The organism is Streptomyces sp. NPDC018029, assembly GCF_044327655.1.
GTDB lineage: Bacteria > Actinomycetota > Actinomycetes > Streptomycetales > Streptomycetaceae > Streptomyces.
The window spans coordinates 202,964-227,467 of the sequence record NZ_JBIRFV010000002.1; the positions used below are offsets into that span (position 1 = coordinate 202,964).

General features: G+C 71.5%; 18 protein-coding genes. 10 read left to right on the forward strand and 8 right to left on the reverse strand.

Features of this window, described 5'->3' with window-relative positions:
• Positions 1-33: 33 nt before the first annotated feature.
• On the reverse strand, positions 34-1,404 hold the full coding sequence (locus ACH4D5_RS05320; protein ID WP_398298815.1) for a wax ester/triacylglycerol synthase family O-acyltransferase: 1,371 nt from the start codon (positions 1,402-1,404) through the stop codon (positions 34-36).
• Between the two features lie 540 nt (positions 1,405-1,944).
• On the opposite strand from ACH4D5_RS05320, the gene ACH4D5_RS05325 reads away from it, so the two are divergent.
• The 4 genes from ACH4D5_RS05325 to ACH4D5_RS05340 all read left to right on the forward strand — a co-directional run bounded on the left by ACH4D5_RS05325 (position 1,945) and on the right by ACH4D5_RS05340 (position 8,263).
• On the forward strand, positions 1,945-2,172 hold the full coding sequence (locus tag ACH4D5_RS05325) for a type A2 lantipeptide (protein ID WP_398299957.1): 228 nt from the start codon (positions 1,945-1,947) through the stop codon (positions 2,170-2,172).
• Between the two features lie 151 nt (positions 2,173-2,323).
• Positions 2,324-3,130, forward strand: coding sequence for an HlyD family efflux transporter periplasmic adaptor subunit (locus tag ACH4D5_RS05330; RefSeq protein ID WP_398298817.1), 807 nt, complete (start codon positions 2,324-2,326; stop codon positions 3,128-3,130).
• Positions 3,127-5,412 (forward strand): NHLP family bacteriocin export ABC transporter peptidase/permease/ATPase subunit, encoded by a 2,286-nt coding sequence (locus ACH4D5_RS05335; protein WP_398298819.1) that lies wholly within the window; start codon positions 3,127-3,129, stop codon positions 5,410-5,412. Before ACH4D5_RS05330 ends, ACH4D5_RS05335 begins: the two co-directional genes overlap by 4 nt.
• A 1-nt stretch (position 5,413) precedes the next feature.
• Complete coding sequence (locus ACH4D5_RS05340) at positions 5,414-8,263, forward strand: NHLP bacteriocin export ABC transporter permease/ATPase subunit (protein WP_398298821.1); 2,850 nt, start codon at positions 5,414-5,416, stop codon at positions 8,261-8,263.
• 6 nt (positions 8,264-8,269) lie between these two features.
• Here ACH4D5_RS05340 and ACH4D5_RS05345 read toward each other — a convergent pair whose 3' ends face one another.
• Both ACH4D5_RS05345 and ACH4D5_RS05350 read right to left on the reverse strand, forming a co-directional pair.
• Complete coding sequence (locus ACH4D5_RS05345; RefSeq protein ID WP_398298822.1) at positions 8,270-8,677, reverse strand: peptidase inhibitor family I36 protein; 408 nt, start codon at positions 8,675-8,677, stop codon at positions 8,270-8,272.
• Between the two features lie 140 nt (positions 8,678-8,817).
• The gene (locus ACH4D5_RS05350) at positions 8,818-11,394 is read right to left on the reverse strand and encodes a PA14 domain-containing protein (RefSeq protein ID WP_398298823.1); all 2,577 of its coding nucleotides are present in this window, start codon (positions 11,392-11,394) and stop codon (positions 8,818-8,820) included.
• Between the two features lie 229 nt (positions 11,395-11,623).
• Between ACH4D5_RS05350 and ACH4D5_RS05355 the strand changes: the two genes are divergently transcribed.
• The 5 genes from ACH4D5_RS05355 to ACH4D5_RS05375 all read left to right on the forward strand — a co-directional run bounded on the left by ACH4D5_RS05355 (position 11,624) and on the right by ACH4D5_RS05375 (position 17,408).
• The gene (locus ACH4D5_RS05355) at positions 11,624-12,637 is read left to right on the forward strand and encodes a LacI family DNA-binding transcriptional regulator (protein ID WP_398298824.1); all 1,014 of its coding nucleotides are present in this window, start codon (positions 11,624-11,626) and stop codon (positions 12,635-12,637) included.
• 144 nt (positions 12,638-12,781) lie between these two features.
• On the forward strand, positions 12,782-13,864 hold the full coding sequence (locus tag ACH4D5_RS05360; RefSeq protein WP_398298825.1) for an ABC transporter substrate-binding protein: 1,083 nt from the start codon (positions 12,782-12,784) through the stop codon (positions 13,862-13,864).
• A gap of 1 nt (position 13,865) precedes the next feature.
• On the forward strand, positions 13,866-15,380 hold the full coding sequence (locus ACH4D5_RS05365) for a sugar ABC transporter ATP-binding protein (RefSeq protein ID WP_398298826.1): 1,515 nt from the start codon (positions 13,866-13,868) through the stop codon (positions 15,378-15,380).
• Positions 15,381-15,420: 40 nt separating this feature from the next.
• On the forward strand, positions 15,421-16,383 hold the full coding sequence (locus ACH4D5_RS05370) for an ABC transporter permease (RefSeq protein WP_398298828.1): 963 nt from the start codon (positions 15,421-15,423) through the stop codon (positions 16,381-16,383).
• Positions 16,380-17,408 carry an ABC transporter permease gene (locus ACH4D5_RS05375; protein WP_398298830.1) on the forward strand — a complete coding sequence of 343 codons (1,029 nt, stop codon included), beginning with the start codon at positions 16,380-16,382 and terminating at the stop codon, positions 17,406-17,408. The genes ACH4D5_RS05370 and ACH4D5_RS05375 overlap by 4 nt, the downstream gene beginning before the upstream one ends.
• Before the next feature lie 9 nt (positions 17,409-17,417).
• Here ACH4D5_RS05375 and glgC read toward each other — a convergent pair whose 3' ends face one another.
• Genes glgC through ACH4D5_RS05390 form a run of 3 tightly spaced genes read right to left on the reverse strand, consistent with a single transcriptional unit; the run spans position 17,418 to position 20,637 of the window.
• Entirely contained in the window at positions 17,418-18,638 is a 1,221-nt protein-coding gene (gene glgC / locus ACH4D5_RS05380) for a glucose-1-phosphate adenylyltransferase (protein ID WP_398298832.1), read from the reverse strand.
• Between the two features lie 28 nt (positions 18,639-18,666).
• Positions 18,667-19,833, reverse strand: coding sequence for a glycogen synthase (gene glgA, locus ACH4D5_RS05385; RefSeq protein ID WP_398298834.1), 1,167 nt, complete (start codon positions 19,831-19,833; stop codon positions 18,667-18,669).
• Positions 19,834-19,881: 48 nt separating this feature from the next.
• Positions 19,882-20,637: a (2Fe-2S)-binding protein gene (locus ACH4D5_RS05390; protein WP_398298836.1), complete on the reverse strand. Its 756-nt coding sequence runs from the start codon at positions 20,635-20,637 to the stop codon at positions 19,882-19,884.
• A 247-nt stretch (positions 20,638-20,884) separates the two neighbouring features.
• Here ACH4D5_RS05390 and ACH4D5_RS05395 point away from each other — a divergent pair, with 247 nt between their 5' ends.
• On the forward strand, positions 20,885-21,934 hold the full coding sequence (locus tag ACH4D5_RS05395) for a DMT family transporter (protein WP_398298838.1): 1,050 nt from the start codon (positions 20,885-20,887) through the stop codon (positions 21,932-21,934).
• A gap of 24 nt (positions 21,935-21,958) precedes the next feature.
• Here ACH4D5_RS05395 and ACH4D5_RS05400 read toward each other — a convergent pair whose 3' ends face one another.
• Together ACH4D5_RS05400 and ACH4D5_RS05405 are read right to left on the reverse strand one after the other, a co-directional pair.
• On the reverse strand, positions 21,959-23,242 hold the full coding sequence (locus ACH4D5_RS05400; protein ID WP_398298840.1) for a transglycosylase family protein: 1,284 nt from the start codon (positions 23,240-23,242) through the stop codon (positions 21,959-21,961).
• Positions 23,243-23,375: 133 nt separating this feature from the next.
• Positions 23,376-24,356, reverse strand: coding sequence for an acetylxylan esterase (locus tag ACH4D5_RS05405; protein ID WP_398298842.1), 981 nt, complete (start codon positions 24,354-24,356; stop codon positions 23,376-23,378).
• Positions 24,357-24,504: the final 148 nt, after the last annotated feature.

Consider the following 24,504-nt stretch of genomic DNA (forward strand, 5'->3'; position numbering starts at 1 on the left):
CGGGTCGTCCGCGGAAGCTCCAAAAGCGGAACTTTACGTAGCGGCGGGCCCTGTCACCAAACCCGCCTGCTCGGCGCAGGCCGCGACGAGGCCGTCGATCTCGTCCCGCACGCTCTGCGCGAGCAGCTCCAGATCGGGTACGGCGGCGGCGTCCGCGACCAGTCCGTAGTGGACCCGGCCCCGGTAGGTGGAGACGGCGACGGCGAGGGACTGCCCCCGGGCGAGGGGCGCGAAGGGGTAGACCTCGGTGAGCCGGCAGCCGCCGAGCCGCAGGCCGGTGCCGGGCAGCGGGACGCTGGTGACGAGGATGTCGAAGAGCAGCCGCGCGGCCTGCGCGACGACGGGCCCGCCGATCCGGTGTCCGAGCGGCGGCACGTGCTCGGCGAGCAGCGCCACGGCTCCGGCGCCCCGCTCCGGGCCCGCCTCCTTGTTCCGGTCCATGGCGGCGCGTACGGCGCGCAGCCGGTCCAGGGGGTCCTCGTGGCCGACGGGGAGCCGGACCAGATAGCCGGAGAGCCGGTTGCCCTGGGGCTGCGCGGAGCGCGGGCGGCGCCGCGAGACCGGTATGAGGGCGCGCGGCTCGACACCCTCGCTGCAGTCGCCGCGCTCGTCGAGCCAGCGGCGCAGGGCACCGGCGACCACCGCGATCAGTACGTCGTTGACGGTGCCGCCCACGGCCTTGCGCACCAGGTGGACGTCGTCCAGGTCGAGGACGACCCCGGCGGTGCGGCGGGTGCCGGAGGCGGCCGCGGTGAGCGCGGCGCAGGAGCGTACGCCCAAGGTGGCGCGTGCGACGGACGTGCCGATGCCGATGGCCCGGCCCGCCTCCGCGACCGTGCCGCGGACGCGGTCGGGCAGGGTGCGCGGGTCCAGGACCGACCAGCGGGAGGCCGCGGGGGCCGGTGGCCGCTCCCGGGGCGCGGGGAGGTCGACGGGGTCGAGGAGGGCCGCGCCGAGCGTCAGCGCGCGCAGCCCGTCGGCGAGCGCGTGGTGGAACTTGAAGAGGACCGCGAAGGACGTGCCGTCCGCACCCGGCAGCACATGCGCCTCCCACGGTGGCCGCCCGCGCTCGACCGGCCGCCGCATCAGCTCCCCCGCGGCGGCGTGGAAGTCCGCCACGGGTGCCGCGAGGCGTATGTGCTCCAGGGGGTCGAAGGCGGGCGCCGGTACGCGTACCGCCCCGCCGACGGGCACCAGGACGGGGCGTATGCGCATGCGGAGTCCGGGGACGGCCGCCGCGCGGGTCGCGAGGAGGTCGGTGGCGCGGTCGGCCGCGCCGGGCCCGTCGGCCTCGAAGACGCCGAGCGCGCCCAGATGCATGGGGTGTTCGGCGGTCTCGATGTTCCAGAAAGCCAGATCGAGAGGTACGAGCAGGTCGGAGCTCTGCACAGACGATGAAGTCACGGACTCGCTCTCGCGTCGAGGACGGGGCGGGGCAGTGCGATGCGGTGCGGTGCGGTGCGGTGCGGTGCCGGCGAACGAGAAGTCAACCTTCCCGAGCAACTACGGTCAAGTACGGTCGAGTTACGCAGAGTTAACAACGGATTAAGGCCCCGCCCCGGGAGCACCCGACGCACGCCTTCAAAAAACCTGCACATCGAATGCGCAGTCCGGTCACGCAATTCGGACCGCGCCCCGCCTGAATTTCCCTGCATGGACCACCGAGCCGACTTTCCGGAGCGCGCATGTCCGTTTTGTTGAAGGGAGTCCCGCCGTGCCCTCGATTTCCTTCTGTGAATCTTGTGAAGGAGCTGCCGTCACGCGGTGAAACCGCCTGCACGCAGCGGTGATTCGGCGCCGCAACCGTGCCCGACGGCCGCTCCGTCGATTGGATGTACGAGCTGCGAACGTGCTTTGATCCTGGCTCGCCGCGGAATTCGAATCCCCAGGTTCCGCGGAGTTGGAAACACCTATGCACCATTCATGAGAAGGGCAGCTCACACCATGAACAACGTCCCCCAGGTCGAGACCCTCGAGATTTCCGACGCCGACCTCGACAACGTCTCCGGTGGCCTCGTCGCCGGTGTCGCGGGCAACGTCACCAGCACCGTTGACTCCATCGCCCCCGTCTCGGGCGTCGTCGCCGGCGTCGTCGGCACGGTCGAGGGTGCCACCGGCATCAACACCGGTGCCGTCACCGGCCTGGCCTCCGGCCTGACCGCCGGTCTCTGAGCCTCTCGCTCACTGAGACGCCATGATTCGTGAGCCCCGGAGCCTCTGGTTCCGGGGCTCACGGACGCCACAGGCACCGTCGCCACAGGTTCCGGCACAGGCACAGTCGCCACCGGCACAGTCGCCACAGGCACAGTAAGGGAAGCGTTCCGTGCAGTTCCGCCAGCAGGCCCTGTCCAAGCTGCAGTCGCCCGAGGAACTCGACCTTCCGGTGCGCTACGCCCGCCCCCAGGGCGTGCTCGTCCTCGCCGTCACCCTCGTCGTCATGGCCGCCGCGAGCGTCTGGGCCGTGACCGGCTCGGTCTCCTCCACGCTCCGCGCGCCGGGCATCCTCACGCACGGCCAGGGCAGTTACGTCCTGCAGAGCCCCGTCACCGGTCAGGTGACCCGCGTCCTGGCCGAGGAGGGCAAGCGCCTCGCCGCAGGCGCTCCCGTGCTCGAGGTCCGCACGGACCAGGGCGACAAGGTCGTACGCGCGATCGCCGCGGGCCGCGTGACCTCACTCGTCGCCAGGATCGGCACCGTCGTCACCACCGGCGCCGATGTCGCGACCCTGGAGCGGGTGGCGGGCAGCGACGACCCGCTGCTCGCGACGGTCTACGTACCCGCCGACAGCGCGGCCACCGTCCCCGTCGGCGCGTCGGTGGACCTCTCCGTCCAGTCCGTGCCCACCCAGGAGTACGGGACACTGCGCGGCAAGGTGAAGGCGGTCGGGCGTGCCGCGCAGACCCGGCAGAAGATCGCCGGGTTCCTCGGCGACAAGGAGCTGGCCGGGCAGTTCACGAAGGACGGGCCGCCCGTCGCCGTCCTCGTACGGCTCGACGAGTCCGCCGGCACCACGTCCGGCTACGCCTGGTCCACCGCCGACGGGCCGCCCTTCGCGCTCGACTCCATGACCCTGGCCACCGGCGCCTTCCACCTCGCCGAGCAGCGCCCGATCGATTGGCTGCTTCCGTGACCGCAGCACCGCACCCCTCCCCCGCGCACCAGCAGCAACTGCCGCCCCCCGGCGGCCGCCGCAGGCACCGCCCCGAGCCCCCGCGGCGCGGCCGCCGCGCGGCCCCGCGCCCCGCGTCGAAGGGCAGGCGCCCGCGGACCGTCCGCACGCCCACCGTCCTGCAGATGGAGGCCGTGGAGTGCGGCGCCGCCGCCCTCGCCATGGTCCTCGCCCACCACGGGCGGCACGTCCCCCTGGAGGAGCTGCGCATCGCGTGCGGCGTCTCCCGCGACGGCTCACGGGCCAGCAACGTCCTGAAGGCGGCGCGCGGTTACGGCCTGACGGCCAAGGGCATGCAGATGGAGCCGGCCGCGCTCGCCGAGGTCCAGGCGCCCGCGATCCTCTTCTGGGAGTTCAACCACTACGTCGTGTACGACGGCATGGGGCGCCGCCTCGGCCGCCGGGGCGTGTACATCAACGACCCGGACAAGGGCCGCCGCTTCGTGCCGTCGGAGGACTTCGACACCAGCTTCACCGGAGTCGTCCTCGTCCTCGAACCCGGTGACGGCTTCCGTCCCGGAGGCCGCAGGCCCGGCGTGCTGAAGGCCCTCCCCGCCCGGCTGCGCGGCACCACCGGCACGATGCTCGCCGCGCTCCTGGCCAGCCTGCTGCTCGTCGCGGTCGGCGCGGCGCTGCCCGCGCTCAGCCGGACGTACATCGATCTGTTTCTGATCGGCCATCAGACCTCTTTGCTGGGCGCGCTGTTCGCCTCGATGGGCGCCATGGTCGCGCTCACCGTCGTCCTGACCTGGCTGCAACAGGCCAACCTGCTGCGCGGCCGCATCATCTCCTCCACCCTCGGCAGCGCCCGCTTCTTCCGGCATCTGCTGCGCCTGCCCGTCACGTTCTACGCCCAGCGCAGCCCCGCCGACCTCGTGCAGCGCCTCGCCTCCAACGACGCGGTCGCCGAGACCCTGGCCCGCGACCTCACGGCCGCCGGGGTCGACGGCGTCGTCGTACTCCTCTACGCGGCCCTGCTGTGGACGTACGACCCGCAGCTCACCCTCGTCGGTGTCGGCATCGCCCTGCTGAACATCGTGGCGATGCGCGTCGTCATCCGGCTGCGCGCCACCGGCACCCAGAAGCTGCGTGCCGACAGCGCCAAGCTCACCAACACCTCGTACACCGGCCTGCAGTTGATCGAGACCATGAAGGCCACCGGAGGTGAGAACGGCTACTTCCGGCGCTGGGCAGGCCAGCACGCCACCACCCTGGAGGAGCAGCAGCGCCTCGGCGTGCCGAGCGCCTGGCTCGGTGTCGTCGCGCCGACGCTGGCGACCCTCAACAGCGCGCTGATCCTGTGGATCGGCGGTCTGCGCGCGGTCGAGGGGCATCTGTCGATCGGGCTGCTCGTCGCCTTCCAGGCCCTCGTCACCCGCTTCACCGCGCCGATCACCCGCCTGAACGGTGTCGCGGGCCGCATCCAGGACTTCGCCGCCGACGTCTCCCGCCTCAAGGACGTCGAGAACTTCCCCGTCGACCCGCTCTACTCCCGCCCCGAACCGGCCGCGAGCACCCGCCGCCTCAAGGGCCACGTCACCCTCGACGACATCACCTTCGGCTACAGCCCGCTCGACAAGCCGCTCCTCACCGGCTTCTCGCTGTCGGTCGGGCCGGGGCAGCAGGTGGCGCTCGTCGGCGGTTCCGGGAGCGGCAAGTCGACCGTGTCCCGACTGATATCGGGGCTCTACAGCCCCTGGGAAGGCACGATCCGCATCGACGGACAGCGTCTGGAGGACATCCCCCGGGGCGCGCTCGCCGCCTCCGTCTCCTTCGTCGACCAAGACGTCTTCCTCTTCGAGGGCACCATCCGCGACAACGTGGCCCTGTGGGACCCGTCGATCCCCGACGAGGACGTCGTCGCCGCCCTCAAGGACGCCTGCCTGTACGAGGTCGTGGCCCGCAGGCCAGGCGGCATCCACGGCCGCGTGGAGCAGGACGGGCGCAACTTCTCCGGCGGGCAGCGCCAGCGCCTGGAGATCGCGCGGGCCCTGGTCCGCCGCCCGAGCATCCTCGTGCTCGACGAGGTCACCAGCGCCCTGGACGCCGAGACCGAACAGGTCATCATCGACAACCTGCGCCGCCGCGGCTGCGCCTGCGTGGTCATCGCCCACCGGCTGAGCACCGTGCGCGACAGCGACGAGATCGTGGTGCTCGACCACGGCCGGATCGTGGAGCGCGGCCGTCACGAACACCTCGTCGCCGCCGGCGGCCCCTACGCCGACCTGGTCAAGGAGCACTGAGGTGACCTCACCACCCGAGCAGCACGCGTACGACGCGGTGGGTGCGGCCTTCGGGGCGCTCGGCACCCCGGCCGACTGCGCCGGGCTGCGCAGCGTGCACCTGGAGGGTCCGCAGGTGCTGTGGTTCGTCGTCGCCGGAGCGCTCGACCTGTTCGCGGTCGACGCCGTGCAGCAGGGCCACTGGCACTACCTCGGCCGCCTCGAACCGGGAGCGCTGCTCCTCGGCCCGGTCGAAGGACCCCAGCACACCCTCGTCGGCCGCCCCCTCCAGGGCTGCGAGCTGCGCCGCATCCCGCTGCGCGAGCTCTACCGCCCCGACTACGGCGACACCTGGTCGTACGAGCAGCAGTACCCCTCCCAGTACGACACGCAGGACGCGGCCCTGAGCCTGTTGGAGCACGCCTTCGCGCTCGGCATCGGACGCGGCCACCGGGTCCTGTTCGAGGCGCCGCTGGACGGCCGCACGGTGGGCGACGACGTGGTGGCCGACGACGACATCCTCTGGATGCCGGTCGCGCCGGGCAGCGTGCAGTACGGCTCCGCCTACAGCGCGGAAGCGGCGGGCGACCTGCTCGTGGACGCCGCGATGTGGCAGCGCATGGTCAACCAGCAGTACCGGCTGCTCGCCACTCTCGACCGCTGGATCGAACGCCTGGAGCGGGCCCACGAGGACCGCACGGCGGCCGGCATCAAGGCGGGTGAGAGCATCCGCGAGCAGGCCGACCGCACGCTGATCGCCTCCATCGGCCGCTCGGGCGCGCGCGGTGTGCGCCGTACGGACTCCGGGGGCGGTCACGACGCGACGTATGCCGCCTGCCGGCTGGTCGCCGACGCGGCGGGCATCACGCTGTCCGGCGCCGCCGAGGGCGGTGCGGTGAGCGACCGGATCGATCCGGTGGAGCAGGTCGCGGTGGCCTCGGGCATCCGCACCCGTGCCGTCCGGCTCGATGGCCGCTGGTGGCGCGAGAACGCGGGTCCGCTGGTGGGGCACCGGGCCGCGAGCGGCACACCGGTCGCGCTGCTGTGGCGGCGCGGCGGATACGAGGCGGTGCACCCCACGTCCGGGCGGCGCACCCGCGTCGACGCCGCCAACGCCGATGAGTTCGAGCCGCAGGGCGTCATGTTCTACCGGCCGCTGCCCGAGCGGCCGTTGACGCCCTGGCGGCTGTTCCGCTTCAGCCTGCGCGGCACCGGCGGCGACGTGCGCAACCTCGCGCTCGCCGGTCTGGTGACGGTCGTGATCGGCGCGCTGGTGCCGATCGCGACGGGGCAGGTGCTCGGCGTGTTCGTGCCGAACGGCGAGAAGAGCCTCATCGTCCAGGTCTCCCTGGCCGTGATGATCACCAGCATCGTGTCGGCGGCGTTCATGCTGCTCCAGAACCTCACGGTCCTGCGGATGGAGGGCCGCATGGAGAGCACGCTCCAGCCTGCGGTGTGGGACCGGCTGCTGCGGCTGCCCACGCGCTTCTTCGCGTCCCGCTCCACCGGTGAGCTGGCGAGCGCGGCGATGGGGGTCAGCGCGATCCGCCGGGTCCTTTCGGGGATCGGTCCCGTCGCCCTGCAGGCCGGTTCGGTCGGCGCGATGAACCTCGTCCTGCTGCTGCTCTACAGCGTCCCTCTCGCCCTGGCCGCCCTCGCGATGCTGGCCGTCATCGCCGGCGTCTTCCTCACGATCGGCCTGTGGGAGCTGCGCTGGCAGCGGCGCCTGGTGGAGCTCGCCAACAAGCTGAACAACCAGGCGTTCCAGAGCCTGCGCGGGCTGCCCAAGCTCCGGGTGGCGGGCGCGGAGAGCTTCGCGTACGCGGCGTGGGCGGGCGAGTTCGCGCGCAGCCGGGAGCTGCAGCGGCGGGCCGGCCGCATCAAGAACATCACGACGGTCCTGAACGCGGTGTATCTGCCGCTCTGCACGCTCGTCATGTTCGTCCTGCTCGCGGGCCCGGCCCGGGGCAGCCTGACCGCGGGCGAGTTCCTCACCTTCAGCACCGCCGTGACGATGCTCCTGACGTCCGTCACGCAGCTCACCGGCGCGCTGATCTCGGCGGCCGCCGTGCTCCCGATGTTCGAGCAGATCAAGCCGGTGCTCGACGCGACGCCCGAGGTGCGCGCCGGGAGCACGCAGCCCGGCGAGCTGCGAGGCGGCATCGAGGCACGCGGCGTCTCCTTCCGCTACACCGACGACGGGCCGCTGGTCCTGGACGACGTGTCACTGACGGTCCGGCCCGGCGAATTCGTCGCCGTCGTCGGCCCGAGCGGCTGCGGCAAGTCGACGCTGCTGCGCCTCCTGATCGGCTTCGACGAACCGGTCTCGGGCAGCGTGCTCTACGACGGGCAGGACCTGTCGGCGCTCGACCAGTCGGCGGTCCGCCGGCAGTGCGGTGTGGTCCTGCAGAACGCGCAGCCGCTCACCGGCTCGATCCTCGACTGCATCTGCGGCGCCGAGTCGTTCACGCAGGAGGAGGCGTGGGAGGCCGCCGCGATGGCGGGGCTCGCCGAGGACATCAAGCGCATGCCGATGGGGCTGCACACGATGATCTCCGGCGGCGGTGCGGTCTCCGGCGGCCAGCGCCAGCGCCTGATGATCGCCCAGGCCCTGATCCGGCGCCCCCGTGTCCTCTTCTTCGACGAGGCGACGAGCGCCCTGGACAACGAGACGCAGCGCACGGTCATCGACAGCACCCGCGCCCTGAACGCCACCCGCGTCGTCATCGCCCACCGCCTCTCCACCGTCCTCGACGCCGACCGGGTCGTCGTCATGTCGGAGGGCCGCATCGTGCAGGAGGGCCCGCCCGCCCAGCTGTTGGCCGACGCGGGCGGGCGGCTGCACGAACTGGTGCGGCGGCAGCTGCGGTGAGCGTGCTCAGCGGCCCTCGCCCGGCGGTGTGCCGCAGCTCGGGCCGCCCGGCCCGTCGAACTGCACCGAACTGAAGAAGTTCTGGTACGTGGGGAAGAAGTTGCCCTTGCCCGTCGGCCCCGCGGAGGTCACGGCCGTACAGCCGCTGTAGTGCGCGTCGGACCAGAGGTAGATGGTCGAGGCCGTGCGGTTCCAGTCCGACCTGGCCCGGTCGTCCATGCCCAGTGCCGCGAGGTCCGGGGTGTTCCCCCTGAGCTTGATCATGTCGCCGGTGCCGTCGAGCCCCGAGAACATGCAGTAATAGCCGTCGGGGCACCGGTCGTACCCATCGGCCGCGTGCGCCGTGGAGACCGGCACGACGGTGGCGGCCGCGGCGGCCACCGCCACGAGCGCCATAGAGAGCTTCTTCTTCATCACAGTCGCCTTCCACCTGCAGATCAACCTTTGTGACCCAAAGCTTGTTGATCTGTTCGGTGAGCCGCCATCCCCCACACGAGGGACACCCGCAGGAGTCCCCGGTCCGCAGCCCGGGCGGCGGACCGGAGACCTTCGGATCAGGAGCCGCCGCAGCCCGGCACCGTGGCCTGTGAAGCGTCGCGGATCAGCGCCTCGTGTGCCGCCTTCACCCGCTTCACGTCGGGTTTGACGACCTTGCGGTCATAGGTGAGCAGACCGTTCAACTCGCCTTCGACGTCGGTGATCTGCGTGTAGACCGCGCCGTTGCTTCCCTTGCACGCGAGCGCGCGGACCTCGGCGAGCTTGGTGATGTAGTCGTCCGTGTACGTCGCCGGGTCCACGTCGACGTAACTCTGCTGGACGGCCCAGGCGTGGCCGGGCACCGCGAGGCCGAGGCCGCCGTACTCGCCGCTCACCAGGGCCCGTTCGCCGTCGGGGCGCGGCGGGAGCGCCGGGCTCGGGTAGCCGTGCTCGTCCATGATGTCGCCGGCGCCTCCGTCGGCCCCGAGGTTGAGCCCCGACTGGTTGTTGACCAGCCGGGTGGGGTCCCAGGCCTTCGCCTGCCGTGCGACGCGGCCCACGTCGTACTGGCCCCAGCCCTCGTTGAAGGTGACCCACATGACGATCGAGGGGCTGCTCGCGTGCTCGTCGATCATCTCCTTCATCTCGTGCTCGTACTGGGCGCGGGCGGCCGCGTCGGGGGTGCGCCCCGCCTCCATCGACGGCATGTCCTGCCAGACGAGCAGCCCGAGCTTGTCCGCCCAGTAGAACCAGCGGTCGGGCTCGACCTTGATGTGCTTGCGGACCGAGTTGAAGCCCATCTCCTTGTGCGCCTTCAGGTCGTACGCGAGCGCTTCGTCGCTCGGCGCGGTGTGCAGGCCGTCCGGCCAGAAGCCCTGGTCGAGGGTGGCCATCAGGAAGACGGGCTTGCCGTTGAGGAGGGTGCGGGGGGTGCCGTTCACCTTGTCGACGGCGATGGACCGCATGCCGAAGTAGCTGGTGACGCGGTCGTCGCCGACGCGCACCTTGAGGTCGTAGAGGAAGGGGTCGTCGGGTGACCAGAGGCGCGGGTCGGTGATCTTGATCTTCAGCGGCTTTCCGGTGCGTCCGCTGAGTTCGGCGACCTTCTTGCGGCCTTCGTACGCGGCGGCCGTGACCGGCACTCCGTCGCGCACGCCCCGGGTCTCGACGGTGACCTGCTCGTTCCGCACGTCTGGGGTGATCTTGAGGGAGTCAGCGTGGTCGGCGGCCACCGGCTCCATCCACACGGTCTGCCAGATGCCGGAGGAAGGGGTGTACCAGATGCCGCTGGGGTCCAGGCGCTGCTTGCCGACGGGCGGGTTCGCGCCGTTGTCGGCGTCGGTCGGGTCGTGGACGCCGACGATGAGCTCCTGGGTGCGTCCTGGCTTCAGCGCGTCGGTCACGTCGGCGCTGAACTTGTCGTAGCCGCCCTTGTGCTCGGTGATCTTGCGGCCGTTGACGTACACCTGGGAGTGCCAGTCGACGGCGCCGAAGTTCAGGTTGAGCCGCTTGCCGTGGCCGATGCGCCAGTTCTCGGGGACGGTGAAGGTACGGCGGTACCACATGCGGTCCTCGTGCCGTTCGATGCCGGAGAGCTGGGACTCCACGGGGTAGGGGACGAGGATCTTCTCCTTGAGCTTCTCGCCGACCGGGGGCTTCTCGCCCGCTTCGGCGGCGGCGAACTGCCACGAGCCGTTCAGGTTCCGCCAGTTGTCGCGCTTGAGCTGCGGGCGGGGGTACTCGCGGTGGGCGTTGCCCGGTGTGACGTCGTCGGCCCACTTGGTGCGCAGCTGGTACTCGGAGTGGTTGGGCCCGCTGGTCCAGAACCGGCCGACGGCGTCGCCGTCCGTGCCGGTGAGACCGCCCTCGCCGTCGTAGCGGATGTCGGCGAGGCCCGGGGCGTTGCCCGCCTTGTTGCCGACGACGGGTTCCTTCAGGCCGACGAGGAGGCTGCGGTCGTCGGAGGGGTCGGCCTTGACCGTGCCGAGCGGCCACTTGGCTCCGCCGATGACGGCGTCGAGGTGGTCGGTGAGGCCGGCCGGCGGGGCGGCGAGCTTCTGGGCGAAGTCGAGTTTGAGGCTGCGGCCGTCCTTGAGGACGGTGGCGGCGATGGCGCCGTCGTAGTCGAAGTCCTCGGGGATGCGGAGGGCGGAGCGCGGGACCGGCTTCTTCTCACCGCCCGGCGGGGTCCACCTCAGGCGCAGGTTGGAGCCGCCGTAGTGCTCGAAGTACTCGACCTTGATGTCGTGGGCCTTGCCCGCCGTCAACTCGACGGGGGCGGAGGTCTGTTCCTTGTCCCAGTCGTCCTGCCAGTGGTCGATGGCGATCTTGCCGTCCACCCAGAGGCGGAAGCCGTTGTCGCCGATCATCGAGAAGGTGGTCGCGCCGGTCTTCTCGGGGACGATGCGGCCGGTCCAGCGGACGCTGACGTCGTCGACCTGTCCGGTGGTGGCCTTGAGCCGTGGTTCGAGGTTGCCGAAGTCGATGTTCGGGTCGAGTCCGGTGGCCTTGAGCTCGCCGAAGTCGAAGGCTCCGGGGGCGGATTGGGTGTAGTACTCCCCCTTGAGGCCGTGGATCTCGACGGGCTCGTCGGCCGCGGTGGCGGCGGGGACCGCGGTGATTCCCGCGATGCCGAGGGCCCCTGCGAGCAGCACGGCGAGGTGTCTGCCGAATCGTCCGGGGTTTCTTCCGGGATGTCGTCTGATGCGCACGGATCCTCCTTGGTGAGGAAGGGTGGCGGCTCGTCGCTGCAGTCGGTACAACGAATCTGTACAACGTTGGAAGGAACGGCAGTTGGCATGACAGCACGCCCTCCGGCGCGCTGTCCAGGGTCACGACATCCGCCCCGGGCGTCCGGTGCGGCCACCGACGCAGGGAGAAGCAGTGCGGGTAAGCCTCAAGGACGTCGCGGAACGCGCGGGCGTCTCGATCAAGACCGTCTCGAACGTGGTGAACAAGTACCAGCACGTCACCCCGGCGATGCGGGCCCGCGTCCAGGAAGCCATCGACGAGCTCGGCTACCGCCCGAACCTGACGGCACGCCACCTGCGCAAGGGCCGCACCGGCATCATCGCGCTCGCCGTCCCCGAGCTGGGCAACCCCTACTTCGCCGAGCTCGCGGGCGCCGTCATCGACGCGGCGGCCGAGCACGACTTCACGGTGCTCCTCGACCACACCCGCGGCGACCGCGAGCAGGAGGTCCTGGTCAGCCAGGGCTTCCGGGCCCGGGTGATCGACGGCCTCATCCTCAGCCCGCTGGAGCTGGAGGCGGAGGACCTGCGCGAGCGCGAGGACGACGTGCCGCTCGTGCTGCTCGGCGAGCGCCAGTACGACCTGCCCCACGACCACATCGCGATCGACAACATCGCCGCGAGCCGCACGGCGGTACGGCACCTCATCGGGCGCGGCCGCACCACCATCGCCTATCTGGGCGCCCGCACGGACTCCGCGAACCGCCCCGCCCACCTCCGACTCCAGGGCTGGCGCGAGGAGTTGACGGCGGCCGGAATCCCCGCGCCGGACAGCCTGGTGGGGCCGGTCGGCGGCTGGGACCGGTGGGACGGCGCGAAGGCGATGGCGCGGATGCTGGACGCGGGGGTGCGGCCCGACGCGGTGTTCGCGTACAACGACCTGGTGGCGATCGGTGCGATGCGGGTGCTGCACGAGCGCGGACTGCGGGTGCCGTGGGACGTGGCGGTGGTCGGCTTCGACGACATCGCGGAGGGGCAGTTCGGGGCGGTCACCCTCACCACGGTGGCGCCGGACAAGCAGGCCATCGCGCGTCTCGCGGTCGAGTCGCTCCTCGGCAGCCTGGCCCATCCGGAGCGGCTCGGCGGACGTGAACTCACCGCGGACTTCCGGCTGGTGGAGCGGGAGAGCACGCTCGGCCGGCGCTGACCCGGGGAGCCATCGGCCGCTGCGCGGAGGGTTTACAGCCCACTTTCAACGATGTAAAAAGCTCCCCGTAACGCGAGTTGACCGCAAGTGCCGATCCTGCCGTGAGCGCTCTCAGCGCCGGGGCCGTGCCGTTTTGGGGACTCCATGAAGCCGATCACCCTCCGCACCTCCGTCAGGACCCTGCTCGCCGTCGGCCTCGGTGCGAGCCTCGCCCTCACCGCCGGGTGCGCCAAGTCGGAGGACGACGCGTCCGACGGCAAGAACGGCGACGGCGGCGGCGCGGGCCAGGCCGTCTCGGAGTCGAAGGGCGGCAAGACCTGCGCGATCGACACCTACGGCGGAAAGAAGCTGGACCTCAAGACGGCCACCGTGGGCTTCTCGCAGTCCGAGAAGGAGGCCAACCCCTTCCGGATCGCCGAGACGGCCTCCATCAAGGCCGAGGCCGAGAAGCGCGGCGTGAAGCTCCTCACCGCCAACGCCCAGTCGCAGTTCTCCAAGCAGATCAGCGACGTCCAGGACCTCATCGCCAAGGGCGCCGACCTGCTCGTCATCGCGCCGCTCAACTCCGACGGCTGGGAGCCGGTGCTGCGCGCCGCGGGCGCCAAGCACATCCCGATCGTCACCGTCGACCGCAAGATCAACGCGACCGCCTGCAAGGACTACGTGAGCTTCATCGGCTCCGACTTCGTCGCCCAGGGCAGACGCGCGGCGGACCGGATGATCGAGACGACCGGCGGCAAGGGCAAGATCGCGATCCTGCTCGGCGCCGCGGGCAACAACGTCACCACCGAGCGCACCAAGGGCTTCGAGGAGCGCCTCAAGGAGAAGGCCCCGGGCCTCCGGGTCGTCTTCAAGCAGACCGGCGAGTTCGCCCGCGAGAAGGGCCAGCAGGTCACCGAGCAGCTGATCCAGTCCAAGCCCGACATCACCGGGATCTACGCCGAGAACGACGAGATGGGCCTCGGCGCCGTGAACGCGCTCAAGGGCGCGGGCAAGAAGGCCGGCGACGTGAAGATCGTGACGATCGACGGCACGAAGGGCGCCGTCCGGGGCATCGTCGACGGCTGGATCGACGGCGTCATCGAGTCCAACCCCCGCTTCGGCCCGCTCGCCTTCAAGACGCTGGACGCGTTCACCAAGGGCGAGCAGGTCGCCCAGGACATCGTCATCAAGGACAGCGCGTACACGAAGGACAACGCCAAGGCCGACCTCGGCAAGGCCTACTGACATGCTGTCGGTGACCGGCCTGACCAAGACCTTCCCGGGCGTGCGCGCCCTGGACGCGGTCGACTTCACCGCACGCGCGGGCGAGGTGCACGCGTTGATCGGCGAGAACGGCGCGGGCAAGTCCACCCTCATCAAGGTCCTGACGGGCGTGTACGAGCCGGATGCGGGCGAGGTGACGTACGACGGCCGCCCGGTCCGCTTCGCCACCCCCCTCGAAGCACAGCACGCGGGCATCTCCACCATCTATCAGGAGGTCAACCTCGTCCCCCTGATGAGCGTGGCCCGCAATCTCTTCCTCGGCCGTGAGCCCCGCGGCCGGCTCGGGCTGATCGACTTCACTCGGATGCACCGCGAGGCCGACGACGCGCTGCGCGGGCTCGGCGTCCGCGTCGACGTCCGCCGCCCGCTGCGCGAACTCGGCCTCGGCGCGCAGCAGATGGTGGCGCTGGCCCGCGCGGTCGCGGTCGACGCGCGCGTCGTCGTGATGGATGAGCCGACATCATCCCTGGAACCACGGGAGGTGCGGACCCTGTTCGGGGTGATCCGCATGCTGCGGGAGCGCGGCATCGCGGTCGTCTACGTCAGCCACCGCCTGGACGAGCTGTACGAGATCTGCGACGCCGTCACCGTGCTGCGGGACGGCAAGGTAGTCCATGCGGGCGCCCTCGCCGACCTCGACCGGCTGCGCCTGGTCGCGCTGATGCTGGGCCGCGAGACCGACGACGTGCAGGACGAGGGCCTCACCCGCTTCACGGGAGCGCACGAGGCGACGAGCGAACCCGTGCTGAGCGCCGAGGAGTTGACGGTACGGCATCGGATTCAGGGGGTGTCGGTCACCATCCGGCCCGGGGAAGTGGTGGGTCTGGGCGGGCTGCTCGGCTCGGGTCGCAGCGAGACGGCGAAGGCCATCGCCGGGGCCCTGCCGACGGACTCCGGGACCGTCGCGATCGGCGGCACCCGCGTTCGTACGGGCTCCACGCCCGCCGCCATCCGGGCCGGCATCAGCCTCCTCCCCGAGGACCGGAAGGCGGAGGGCATCGTCCCCGGCCTCTCGGTCCGCGACAACATCGCGCTGGCCGCACTCCCCCGTCTCTCGCGCCTCGGCCTGGTGAACGAACGCGGCATCGACGCGATCGTGGACACCTTCGTCCGGCGCCTGCGCATCAAGGCGTCGAGCCCCCACCAGAAGGTGGGCGAGCTGTCCGGCGGCAATCAGCAGAAGGTGCTCCTCGCCCGCTGGCTCGCGATGCACCCGAAGGTGCTGCTGCTCGACGAGCCCACGCGCGGCATCGACATCGGCGCGAAGGCCGAAGTCCAGTCGCTCGTCGACGAGTTGGCGGCCGACGGGCTCGGTGTCCTCCTCATCTCCTCGGACATGGAGGAACTCGTCGAGGGCTCGGACCGGGTGATCGTCCTCAAGGACGGCACGGCCGTCGCGGAACTCACCGGCGCCTCGGTGACGGAGGAGAACCTGCTGCGCGCCATGGCGGCGGCCCCCGCGAAGCCGGGCCCATGACCCACCACGAACGGCAGGCCCCGCACCCACGGAGCTCCCCATGACCGACCTCGCCCTCGGCCGCACGGCCACCGACCGCGACCGTCTGCTGCGCCTCCTCCAGAATTACGGCGTCTACGCGGGCGTCGCCGTCCTCCTCCTGGTCAACATCCTCTTCACCCCGCACTTCCTGTCCGGCGAGAACTTCCGCACCCAGGCCGTCCAGGTCGCCCCCGTCCTCGTCGTGGCGCTCGGCATGGCGCTGGCCATCGGCAGCGAGGGCGTCGACCTGTCCGTCGGCTCGGTGATGGCGCTCTCCACGTCCCTCGTCTCGCTCTACCTCGGGTACGGCATGTGGATCGCCCTTGCCGTGGCGCTGCTCGGCGGGATGGCGGTCGGCGCGGCCAACGGCTCACTCGTCGCGTTCATCGGCGTCCAGCCCATCGTCGCGACACTCGCGCTGATGGTCGCGGGCCGGGGCCTCGCCCTGGTCCTCCTCCCGCAGCTCAAGGACGTCCGCGACCCGGCGATGGCGTCGCTCGGCTCCGGTGCCGTGCTCGGCGTCCCGTACCTGGTCCTGATCGCGGCGGCCCTCGCGCTGCTGATCGCCTTCGTCGTGCGGCGCACCACGTTCGGCCGGCAGCTCCTCGCCATCGGCGACAGCCGCCCGGCCGCGCTCCTCGCGGGCCTGCCGGTGCGCCGCGTGCTCATCGTCGTGTACGTGGTCTGCGGCGCTCTCGCCGCACTCGCCGGAGTCCTCGCGACCGCCCGCCTGTCCGCAAGCGACCCGACGTCGCTCGGCAGTCTGATGGAGCTCTCCGCGATCACCGCGGTGGTCGTCGGCGGCACCCCGCTCAGCGGCGGCCGCATCAGGATCGGCGGCACCGTGGCGGGCGCGGTCCTCATCCAGCTGCTCACGGCCACGCTCATCAAGCACGACCTGCCGCCGTCGTGGACACAGATCGCCCAGGCCGTGGTGATCGTCCTGGCGGTCTGCGCGGCACGCGAGAGGGGCAAGCGATGACCATCGACACGAAGAGTCCGGCGGATCCCATGGGGCAGGCCGTCCGGGAGGAGCGGACCACGGGCCCTGCCCGCTCCGATCGGCTCGGCGCGCTGGCCCAGCAGCACGGCGCGCTCGTCACGCTGACCGTCGCGGTGCTCGCCGCGTCGCTGAGCTTCGACACGTTCCTGACCGGCGACAATCTGCAGAACATGGCGGTGTCCTCCGCGTTCCTCGCGGTGGTCGCGCTCGGCATGACGTTCGTCATCGTCACCGGCGGCATCGATCTGTCGGTCGGCTCGCTCTTCGCCCTCGGCGGGGTGCTCGCCGCCTGGGGGTCGCAGTACGGCACGGCCGTGGCGCTGCTCCTGCCGCTCGCGGTCTGCGGTCTCATCGGCCTCGTCAACGGCCTGCTGATCGCCCGCGCGCGGCTCGCGCCGTTCATCGTGACGCTCGCGGCGATGCTGGCGGCCCGCGGCGTCCTCCTGTCGGTCACCGACGAGGGTTCCAGGACGTACCTCGTCGACAAGGACTCCTTCTTCGCCACGCTCGGGCAGGGCAAGGTGCTCGGCATCGGCGCCCCGGTGTGGATCACGGTCGCGCTCTTCGTGGCGGGCGCGGTCGTGCTGCGCCGCACCCGGTTCGGCCAGTACGTGTACGCGGTCGGCGGGAACGAGGACGCGGCGGCGCTGATGGGCGCCCCCGTGGCCCGTACGAAGATCGCCGTCTACACGGTCTCCGGGCTCTGCGCGGGGCTCGCCGGGGCCCTCAACGCGGCCTGGCTGGTCTCCGGGGTGACGATCCTCGGCTCCGGCATGGAGCTGGAGGCGATCTCCGCGGTCGTCATCGGCGGCACGCTGCTCTCCGGCGGGTTCGGCTTCATCAGCGGGTCGTTGGTGGGCGTGCTGCTCCTCAAGGTCATCCAGAACGTCATCAACCAGATCGGCTCGCTCGACTCCGCCTACCAGCAGGTGGTCAGCGGCGCCTTCCTGGCGGTGGTGGTGATCGCGCAGACCTGGCTGGGCCGCAGGCGCCGCGTGCTGTGAGCGCGGGCCTCACATCGGTACGACCTGCCCCTTCCCGAGGGCGATCACCCCGCCCGCGGACACCGTGTACAGCTCCTCGTCCCGCTCCGGATTGACCCCGATCGTGGCGCCGGGCGGTACGTCGACGTTCTTGTCGAGGACGGCGCCGCGCACCACCGCGCCCCGCCCGATCCGTACGTTGTCGTGCAGCACGGAGCCCTGGACGACCGCGCCCTCCTCGACGGTCACGCCGGGCGAGAGGACGGAGCGGGTGACCTGGCCGCGGATGACGCAGCCGGGGCTGACGATCGACTCGCCCGCGATGCCGCCCGCGCAGAACTTGGCGGGCGGCAGGCCGCCGGAGTGGGTGTAGATGGGCCAGCGCCGGTTGTCCAGGTTGAAGACGGGCTGGTCCGAGATGAGGTCCATGTGGGCTTCGTAGTACGAGTCGAGCGTGCCGACGTCGCGCCAGTAGCCGTGGTCGCGGGGGGTCTCGCCGGGTACGTGGTTGTCGTCGAAGTCGTACACCTGTGCCATGCCGCGCTCGGTGAGCAGGGGCAGGATGGAGCCGCCCATGTCGTGTGCGGACTCCTCGTCCTCGGCGTCCTGCTGGAGGGCGTCGACGAGGGTCTTGGTGGTGAAGAGGTAGTTGCCCATCGAGGCGAAGACCTGGTCCGGGTCGTCGGGTAACCCGGGCGGGTCGGTCGGCTTCTCCAGGAAGCGCTCCACCTTCGTGCCGTCGCGCCCGGGCGTGATGATGCCGAACGACGGCGCCTCGGCGCGCGGCACCCTGATACCGGCGACGGTCACCGCCGCGCCGTTCTCGATGTGCTGCTGGAGCATCTGCCGCGGGTCCATGCGGTAGACGTGGTCGGCGCCGAACACGGCGATGTAGTCGGGCTGTTCGTCGTGGACGAGGTTGAGGGACTGCAGGATGGCGTCGGCGCTGCCCAAGTACCAGCGGGGGCCGAGGCGTTGCTGGGCGGGCACGGGGGTGACGTAGTTGCCGAGGAGGCTCGACATGCGCCAGGTCGTCGTCACGTGCCGGTCGAGGGAGTGCGACTTGTACTGGGTGAGGACGCAGACGCGCAGGATGTCGGCGTTGACGAGGTTGGAGAGCACGAAGTCGACGAGGCGGTAGGTGCCGCCGAACGTGACCGCTGGTTTGGCCCGGTCGGCGGTGAGCGGCTGCAGCCGTTTCCCCTCCCCGCCGGCGAGCACGATTCCGAGCACCGAAGGTCCACCGCGCATCCCAGCCCCCTGTTTGGTCGGCTATCGGCTATCTGTCGGCGTGCAGGATCTTCTCGTACACCTCGACCGTGCGCCGGGCCACCGCGTCCCAGCCGAATTCACCGAGTGCGCGGTCGCGTCCGGCCGCGCCCATCGCCGCGGCCCGTTCCGGGTCGGTCGCCACTTCGTTCAGGAGCAGTCCGAGTTCGCGTTCGAAGCCTTCGGGGTCGCTTTCGTCGTACGGGACGAGTACCCCCGTCGTGCCGTCCCGAACGACTTCCGGGATGCCGCCGACCCTGGAGGCGACGACGGCCGTGCCGCACGCCATCGCCTCCAGGTTGACGATGCCCAGCGGTTCGTACACGGAAGGGCAGACGAACACGGCGGCGTGCGTGAGGAGTTGGACGACCTGGGGGCGCGGAAGCATCTCGGGGATCCACCGGACACCCGCCCGGGTGCTGCTCAGCTCCTCGAAGAGGGTGCGGAATTCGAGGTCGATGCCGGGGGTGTCGGGCGCTCCGGCACACAGGACGAGCTGGACGTCGGAGTCCAGCTTCCGTGCGGCCCGCAGCAGATGGGGCACGCCCTTCTGACGGGTGATGCGGCCGACGAACAGGACGTACGGCCGCCCCGGGTCGACGCCGAGCCGCTCGAGGACGTCGGTGCCGGGGTCGGGGCGGTACAGCTCGGTGTCGATGCCGTTGTGCACGACGTGGACCTTCGCCGGGTCGACGGCCGGATAGCAGGCGAGGATGTCCTCGCGCATCGCGCCGGACACCGCGATCACGGCGTCGGCGGCCTCGGCCGCGGTGCGCTCGGCCCAGCTCGACAGGGTGTATCCGCCGCCCAGTTGCTCGGCCTTCCAGGGGCGCAGCGGCTCCAGGGAGTGCGAGGTCATGACGTGCGGGATGCCGTGCAGGAGCTTGCCGACGTGGCCGGCGAGGCTCGTGTACCAGGTGTGGGAGTGGATGAGCTCGCGGTCGGCGAGCGCAGCGGCCATGGCGAGGTCCACGGAGAAGGTGCGCAGCGCGTCGTTGGCCCCGTCGAGCGCGGGCCACGCGCCGTGCCGCACGAGCCCGTCGGCCGTGCCCTCGCCCCAGCAGTGCACTTCGAGGTCCGTGAGGGACCGCAGCTCCCGTGCCAGGAACTCGACATGCACGCCGGCGCCTCCATAGACGTCGGGCGGATACTCCCGGGTGAGCAGGCCCACCTTCACGTAGCACCCTCCGTCGTCCGTCCGATGCCGGCCGCGCCACCTTCATGGTCACCCAGACGCGGCCCCGGGGGAAGACCGCTGCGGCGGGCGGTCGAAGCAGCAGTCGCCGCACAGCCCGCCACCGGGGCACCGGTAGTAGAGGCAGCAGCTGCGGCGCCGGAACGCCGTGCCCCGCAGGGTGCCTGTGCCGCGCAGGTCGGGGTGGTCGAAGAGCTCGGCGGCCAGGCTCAGGGCCCGCTCCCCCACATCCGCGCGCCCCGATCGCGCCGCCCAGCCGTGCAGTTCGCGCGCCGCGCCCGCGAGCGCGGACCCCGCGTTGCCCCACAGCAGCCCCGCGGAGATCCGGTACCGCGCCCGCAACGCCTCGGACAGCGGCGCCAGATGACCGTACTGCACGACGTCCCGGATGGTCCCGGCATCGCCCGGCAGCGGGCGTACGCCGGTCAGCCACAGGTCGTCGGGCGAGGTGCCGTCGGCGTCCCAGCCGAGCAGCTCGGGGTCGAGGTCGGGCACCCGGCCGTACAGTGCGGCGGAGCCGAGCGCCACGGACCAGAGGCGGGCCGCGAGCCCCAGCTGCGCCACGGACACCGCGACGCGGTCCTCCGGGGCGCCGAGCCGCCGCGCGACCTTGTCGACCCGGAAACCGATCGGATCACCGGATTCCGAACCGGTCGGATCACCGGGTTCCGGAAGTCTGTACACCGCTGCCAGCGGCCGGACGCCGCGGTCGTGCGCCGGGCTCACGCGCAGGGCGAAGAATCCGCCGACGGAGCCGAGTTCTGCCAGGTCAATGTGGGTGGTCACGGGAGAAGTACAGCAAGCCGCGCGGCGCCGCCCTCCCCTGGGGTGCCCATGAGGGTCACTCTCCGCGCCCAGGAGGTAACCCCTCCTGGGGAGGACACGGCAAAGGCAGTACTCCATCGGCAGTAGGACCAATTGCCTGCTCAGGTACGACGACTTAAAGGGATTCCCGCGTCATCGTTGTCAGTATGGAAGCAGACCGTTCGCCCGACCGGGATCACCGGGAGCACCGCACCCCGCGGAGCACGTCATGAGTGCTCTGGCGCTTTCCGTGGTGCTGTCCCTCGTCTCAGCCGTGGCGTACGCCGGCGGGGCGATCCTGCAGGAGCGCGTGGCGGCGACGACGCCGGACCAGTACGCGCCGCTGCGCCGCGGCGCCTGGTGGACCGCGATCGCCCTGAACGGTCTCGGCGCGCTGCTGCACGTGGTGGCGCTCGCCTACGGCCCGCTCAGCCTGGTCCAGCCGCTGGGCGCGCTGACCATCGTGTTCGCCCTGCCGATGGCGGCCCTGTTCGTACGGCGCAGGGCCGGGGCCACCGCCTGGCGGGGCGCGCTCATGGCGACGGTGGGGCTCGCCGGGCTCCTGTCTCTCACCTCGACGTCCGACTCGCAGACGCTCGCCGACGCGGAGCGCGTCATGCTCGGCCTCGTCACGGGCGGCGGCGTGGCCGTGCTGACGCTGGCGGCGCACGCGGTGCACCGGCACCCGGTGGTGCGCAGCGTGCTGCTGGCCTGCGCGGCCGGTGCGGCGTTCGGCATCGCGTCGGTGTTCACGAAGACGGTGGCGGTGGACTGGGACCACCGCGTCGGGCTCGTCGAGCAGCTCCCCACCCTCGGGGCGATCGCGGTGCTCGCGGCGGCCGGCCTGCTGCTGTCGCAGGCCTCGTACCGGGGTGCGGGGCTCGCGGCACCGCTGTCGACGGTGACCGTGGTGAACCCGGTGGTCGCGGCCGCGGTCGGCCTGACCCTCTTCGGAGAATCCTTCCGGCACGGCGCCACGGGCACCGTCCTCGCGCTCGGCAGCGGCGTCGTGGCCGCCTGCGGTCTGATCCTGCTGACGACCGAACGGATCGCCCGGGAGGCGGCGACCCTCACCACCGCGGCCGAGGCCGGTCCGGTGGCGCGAGGCGGCCCGTCCACGCCGCAGCCGGACGCCGCCGAGACCGCTGCGGAGGCGGGGGGCGCCCCTTGCCCGTGCCCCACAGACGCGCTGCCCGCGGTGCCCTCGCAGCAGCCGGCGCCGCCCCACCGCCGGACGCGCCCGCGGCAGCCGAGGCGCCGCGAGCGCATGGTGTCCTGACGGCTTTGATCCGTACGGGGCGTGTCAGATCCGTACGCCGCGTGCCCGCAGGTAGGCGAGCGGGTCGATGTCGGAACCGAAGCCGGGCCCCGTCCGCACCTCGAAGTGCAGATGCGGGCCCGTGCTGTTCCCGGTGGATCCGGACCGGGCGATGCGCTGCCCGGCGCCGACCTGCTGCCCCGCCTTCACGGAGAGCGCCGACAGGTGCCCGTACTGGCTGTACTTCCCGTCGGTGTGGCGGATGACCACCTGGTAGCCGTAGCTGCCGCCCCAGCCCGCGGAGACGACCCGGCCCGCCGCGACGGACTTCACGGCCGTCCCGGTCGGCACGGCGAAGTCGACGCCCGTGTGATAGCCCTTCGACCAGGAGCTGCCTGCGGCACGGTACGGCGTGCTGGGCGAGGCGGCGACGGGGGCGGAGGCACCGGAGGTGGCCCGCTCCGCCTGCGGGGCCGCGGCCCGCTGCTTCTCGCGCTTCTTCTGGGCGGCCGCTTTCTCGGCCGCCTGCTTTTCGGCGGCCCTCTTCTCGGCGGCTTTTCTCTCGGCGGCTTTCCTGTCGGCGGCTTTCCTGTCGGCCGCCCTGCTCTCGGTGGCCTTCCGGTCCGCCGCCTTCTGTGGGGCCCGCCCCTTGGTGCCGCCGCCCTGGCCATGGACGGAGAGGCGCTGCCCCGGTGTGATCAGGTCGGGGTCGCCGCCGATGACGCGCCGGTTGGTTTCGTACAGGCGCTGCCAGCCGCCCCGGACCCGGCGTTCGTCGGCGATGCCGGAGAGGGTGTCGCCGTGGACCACGGTGTACATCTCGGCGCTGCCCGCGGCGGACTGCGGGGTCGTCTCGGGCTTGACGTCCCTGACGTCGCGTCCGGGCCGCTCGGGCTTGCTCGGGGCCTTGGCCGGTGCCGCCTTGCCGGGGCCTGCGTCGGGCGTGCCGCCGCCCCGGGTGAGACCGGCCTTCGCCGAGCAGACGGGCCAGGCGCCGGGGCCCTGCGCGTCGAGGACCTTCTCGGCGACGGCTATCTGCTGGGCCTTGGTGGCGCGGTCGGCCCGCGAGGCGTAGGCCGTGCCGCCGTACGCCTCCCAGGTGGACTGCTTGAACTGGAGACCGCCGTAGTAGCCGTTGCCGGTGTTGATGCTCCAGTTGTTGCCGGACTCGCAGGCCGCCACCTTGTTCCAGGTGTCGACGTCGGCGGCGCCCGCGGTGCCCGCGACGGTCAGCGGGAGCGCCATGCCCGCGCCGCCCGCCGTGACGGTCAGCGACGCACGGTTGATGCGGTTCGGCTGATACCGGCGGTGCCGGCCCCGTACGGCCATTGGGAGCCCCCTCGGACACACGTCATCACGGATTGCACACAGCGGACACACGACAAGCCCGCAAGTTAGCCGGTTGACCAATCCGTGACAAGGGCGTGGAGCCGAGGGGGAGTTGAACAGACGGTGATACCCGTCAGCCCCTCAAGTGTTCCTGAACCCACCGGAGTTGCACGCCCTGCTGGTAGGGGCCACCACCCTCGTGATCGTTGAAGGCGTACACCTCCATCGAACGCTCGCTCCCCGCGTACGCGTTGAAGGCGGCGAACACCGTGGACGGCGGGCAGGTCAGATCCTCCAGGGCCGCGGAGAAGAGCGCGGGCGCACGCCCCCGGGCGGCGAAGTGCACGCCGTCGAAGTACGACAGGGTCTGGAAGACACGTTCCCGGCCGTCCCTGCGGGCCTTCAGGTAGGACGCGATCTCGCTGTAGGGCAGCCGGTCCGTGAGGGTCGTCGCGCGCGGGAAGTCGCAGAGGAAGGGGACGTCGGACAGCACGGCGGCCAGGTCCGGCACGAGTCCGCCGACGGCGAGGGCGAGTCCGCCGCCCTGGCTGACGCCGAGCACGGCGACCCGTGCGGCGTCCACGAGCGGATGGGCGCGGGCGGCCTCGACGGCGCGCACGGCGTCGACGTACAGGCGCCGGTAGTAGTAGTCGTGCGGGTCCTCGATGCCGCGGGTCATGAACCCGGGGTGCGCCGGTCCACTCCCCACCGGGTCCGGGGTGTCGCCCTGCGCCCACCCCGCGCTGCCCTGCCCGCGGGTGTCCATCACGAAGTGCGCGTACCCGGCCGCGGCCCACAGCAGGTGCATGTGGGGCAGGCCCCGGCCGCCGCCGTACCCGATGTACTCCACGACGACGGGCAGCGGCTCGCCGTCCTCGGCGCCGGCGGGCAGAACCAGCCACCCCTTGACGGGATGGCCCCCGAATCCGGCGTACGTCACATCGAGGACCCGCACGCCGGTCAATGGCAGCTCCACCGCCTCGAACCGCGCGTCCAGCTCGTGCTCCCGCGCCTCCAGCAACGTCTTCTCCCAGAAGGCGTCGAAGTCGTCGGGCTCGGGCAAGTCGGGGCGGTATCGGCGCAGTTCATCAAGGGGCAGGTCGAACTGAGGCACGGGCGACTCCTCCTGGGGTCATGTCCTGGGAGGGTTCACGCTATGCCAGCTGATCTCGGCCCGACAGGGTGTATTCCCGGCCAGGGCCTGTGGCCGCCGGGGGGGCGGCAACACATCCACGGGCCGGGACCCGCCCCCCGGGGGGAAA